The sequence below is a fragment of the Xanthomonas sp. SHU 166 genome, assembly GCF_000364685.1.
Taxonomy (GTDB): Bacteria; Pseudomonadota; Gammaproteobacteria; order Xanthomonadales; family Xanthomonadaceae; genus Xanthomonas_A; species Xanthomonas_A sontii.
Window position 1 is genome coordinate 1 of the sequence record NZ_AQOJ01000871.1, and the last position, 511, is coordinate 511.

A 511-nucleotide genomic window follows, 5' to 3' on the forward strand; every position below is an offset into this window, starting at 1 on the left:
CGCTCGGGCATACTCGCCGGCCACGACCTGACGAGAGACGGCACCATGCAGATCCGGCCCGCCACGCTTGACGATGCCGAGGCGATGGTCGCGGTGCAGGACGCGATCTTCGCGGCCGGCCTGCGCAAGGCGCCGACCGATCTGGCGACGGTGCGCGCGACCTACCTGCAGCATCCCGATCGTCTCCAGTGCGTGCTGGCCGAGGACGCCGACGGGCGTGTCCTCGGCTTCCAGTCGCTGCGCATCGCGCGTGCCGGCAATGCCTACGACTTGGCCGAGGGCTGGGGCATCATCGGCACCCACGTCGACCCGCGCGCGGCGCGCCGTGGGGTCGGCAGCGCGCTGTTCCGGGCCACCTGTGCGGCCGCGCGCAGCGCCGGGCTGGCGCAGATCGACGCCAGCATCGCCGCCGACAATGCGCTCGGGCAGGCGTACTACGAGGCCATCGGCTTTCGCACCTACCGCACCCCGCCGGGCCTGGTCTGCAAGGTCTACCGGCTCGACGGGCCAG

The 511-nt window shown here is 72.6% G+C and carries 1 protein-coding gene; it reads left to right on the top strand.

The features are described from left to right. Positions 1–45 precede the first annotated feature (45 nt). Positions 46–511: GNAT family N-acetyltransferase (locus tag D180_RS19875; protein WP_157835490.1), on the top strand; the 466-nt coding region annotated here is incomplete at its 3' end.